The organism is Synechococcus sp. H60.2 (assembly GCF_047462315.1).
Lineage (GTDB): Bacteria > Cyanobacteriota > Cyanobacteriia > Thermostichales > Thermostichaceae > Thermostichus.
This window is the reverse complement of record NZ_JANSIZ010000132.1, coordinates 1-3,231: the sequence shown is the minus strand read 5'-3', so window position 1 is coordinate 3,231 and position 3,231 is coordinate 1. Positions and strand designations below refer to the sequence as shown.

At 60.6% G+C, this 3,231-nt stretch carries 1 protein-coding gene and 1 pseudogene; both read left to right on the top strand.

Annotated features, from left to right (window positions below; genetic code table 11):
• Positions 1-395: 395 nt before the first annotated feature.
• Positions 396-2,612, top strand: a complete 2,217-nt coding sequence (locus tag NW845_RS12645; RefSeq protein ID WP_414378781.1) for a hypothetical protein — start codon at positions 396-398, stop codon at positions 2,610-2,612.
• Positions 2,613-2,833: 221 nt separating this feature from the next.
• Positions 2,834-3,231, top strand: a pseudogene (locus NW845_RS12640) (hypothetical protein); the annotation flags it as partial.

The following is a 3,231-nucleotide window of genomic DNA, read 5'->3' as shown; positions in this document are numbered from 1 at the left end:
AAGCACCCTTTTGCCAGGAAATAGGCAAATCTTCTGGTTTTCTGGGGGCAAAGCGTCAACCCCCTGCCCAGCAAGGATCCCACCCGCCCCCCAGACCGCGCTGTATCCCCCTGGATCCCAACTTTTCTTGAAAAAAGGGCAAGACTTGTCAACCTGGGCAGATCTGCCTGTATGATTTACGGAGTAACCAGAGCAAGCGCTGACACAAGCGCGTATGCGTCTCCCGCCCGAACGGCAAGCCCCTAGCCCCATTAGTTGCTTTGGGCCGGTCAATCGGGTAAGTTAAGGGAAGTGTTCAGCCGAACCCTACTTTTTTGGTTAAGAGGAGAAAAATGAACGGAACAATACAGAAGTGGCTGCTAAAGTCACTGGGTTCTTTGACCTTAGCGTCTGCCGTGGTTCTTGTGCCTGTGATCCTGACGGGCTGCGGCGAAGATAGCTCTGGCCCGGCAGTGCCTGTGCCGCCCCCACCGCCGCCGGCCCCTCCGGCTCCCCCGGCCCCGCCGCCAACTCCCACGCCAACCCCCCGTCCCTCGGGAACGGTTAACGTCACTCCTGAGAGCAACATCAGCCAGATCATTGCTTCCTCTGATCCAGCTCAGCCTCTTACCATCGTTCTCCAGCCGGGTGTTTACGGCCAGAACATTGTCATCAACCGCAGCAACGTTACGGTGCGCGGCGCAACTGGCAATGTGGGCGATGCCATCGTGGTGGGTGCAGCTACCGGCGCTCCCGTGCAAGTGACCAACAATGCCAGCGGCGTTGTCCTGGAGAACTTCAGCATTCTCAACACTCGCTCTTTGGAACCCATTGAGTACGGCATTAATGCTGAAGGCGCCACCGAAGTTACCGTTACCGGCGTCGATATTGTTCTCTTTCCAACGGCAACCCCTCCGGCCTCGCGCGGGGTAGCTATTGGCTTTGGCTCAGCGGCTGCCGGCACCACCTCCAAGAACCTGACAGTAACCCGCTCTAACCTGTTTGTGGCTGGCGCGGGCAGCTCGGCAGGCATCCGCATTGCCGGCGACAACGCGGGCATCAACCTGCGGGTGGAGACCAACAACATCTTCTTGGGCTACGGAGCTGTCCCCAACATCCCAACTCAACTGATCAACCCTGCGGCCCAGGATGTGGGTGCCGGCTCTGCCGCCATCTTCATCGAGCCGGCAGTGACGGGGCTGAGCCTGACTTTTACCGGCAACACCATTACCCCAACAGCGGCGGCGGCCAACGTCTACGCCATTCGTGACGACCGCGGCAGCGGCTTGAGCGCGGCTGAGCGGCGGGCCATTGTGGCGGCAGGCAGCGGCCTTGCTTTCAACAGCAACACTAGCAACGTCTATCTCTCCCTCACCCGCGCCATTGCCGAGGCGGCCGGCCCCAACCCGACGGTGACGGCAGGTCCAGGTTCCTTCACGGCAGAAGGTGAGATTGTGATCCCTGCCGACAAGCCGGGCCTGACGCTGAACTCCCTCGACGGCACGAGCACGCTGCGCAACGTCAAGATCTTGGCCAACGACGCCACCCTGGGTGGAACAGAAGGCAATGGCTTCCGCATTACGGGCACCCGCGGATCGGATCCGGATGCAGGCGGCCCGGCGGTGGACTACCAGGTGGGCATTGGTGAGTGCGACCTAGCCAACCAAGGGGCGCGCAACGTAGAAGTTTCCTTCAACGACTTCGCACGGCCCACGCAGGCCGACACCTACGTCTCTGTCCAAGTCTGCGACTTCTCGCAGGCCGATATCTACAAGAACCTGCTGCGCGGCTACACGGTTGCCGGCGTGCACGTGGTGTCGGCAGAGCCTGCCACGGTCACCATCCGCGAGAACCGCTTCGAGGCTTCCATCAACAGCCCCGTCTTCATCGCCGACATTGTGGATCGGCAGACCCAGGCTTCGGGCAACCTCTCGCCCTTTGCCAAGGCCTCGGTGACGGGCAACGTCTTCAACCAACCGCCCCAAGGCACGGGAGCCATCTACGCTCGTCCAAGTGTCAACCTCACGCCAACTGAGGCTGCGGAGCTGGGCGGCGAAGGCACTATCCTGCAGGCCTTCTTCAACAACACCATCACGCCGACGCCCGTTCCCGGCGTTACTGTGTGTGGACGCGTCGAGAGCTTGGCGGGCGCGCCGGGCAACCTGGTGAACTTCTTGGATAGCTCTCCAACGCTGGTTCCCTTCACCTCCAGCGTCTTCAACGTGGTGTCGGATGCCCTCTGCTCAGCGGTGGGCTTTGGTCCAGGGGCCAGCCTGCAGTTCCGTCCAGGCGGCACGCCACCAGCGGCTCCTACACCCACACCGACGTCCACACCTACACCAGCGCCTGCTGTAACAATTACCATTCCGGGGCTGCCTGCCGGCGCGACGGTGACGGTGACAGGTGCAGGGGGGTCGCCGGTGATCACCACCTCCACGTCGGTGTCGGGCAACGTGGCCACCTTCTCCGGGCCGTTCACGATCCCCTTCGGTGGCCAGATCCGGATAACGCCGGCCATTGCCTCACCGTCGGCGATCACGGTGGGCGGTACGACGCTGAACACCTTTGACAACACCACCAACCCCGGCAGCACCACCTACTTCAACTTCGGGCCGGGCATCTCGGTCAACTAGCTTGAGGTTGGCTGCCACAGAAGTCTCGGGAGGGCATTGGGTTGCCCTTCTTTTTTTCTTTACGAGCAGGTGGTCTTTTTCTGCTCCAACGTTACTTTTCAAGCGCGAATTTGGGTAAGATTTGCCTAGGCATGCCTCTTAAGCCAGTTTCCCTTGAGTGAGCCAGATAGCCTCTGCCCAAGACTTCAGCCCCCTTGAGTTTTAGCCAACGGAGGCTAAGTATGACTGTTCGGGATCCCAAAACTAACCTGCGCTCTTCGCTGCTTTCGCTGCTGCTCACTTCCTCACTGGTGGGGGGGGCTGTAGCCTGTTCCTTTTCCGAGGTACCCAGCGTTACCCAAGTTCCGCCAACCCTCTCTGCTCAGGCTCCAGAAACGCCTGAGGCGCCGCCCGATAGCATTTCCTTCTACTACGACGGGGTGAAGACCTCTATCACCATTAAGGACGCAGCGGTGCTCTTTGCTGCCTGCACCCTCAACACGGGCGACTCCACCAAGATTGTGAATTTTGTCAACAATACCCTGAAGGCAGGGCCGATCACTGCTGCTGAGGTTACGGGGCTGGGCGACCCGCTCAAGCCAGCCATCTCCGACTTCACGGCCGATGGCGTGGTGAACTG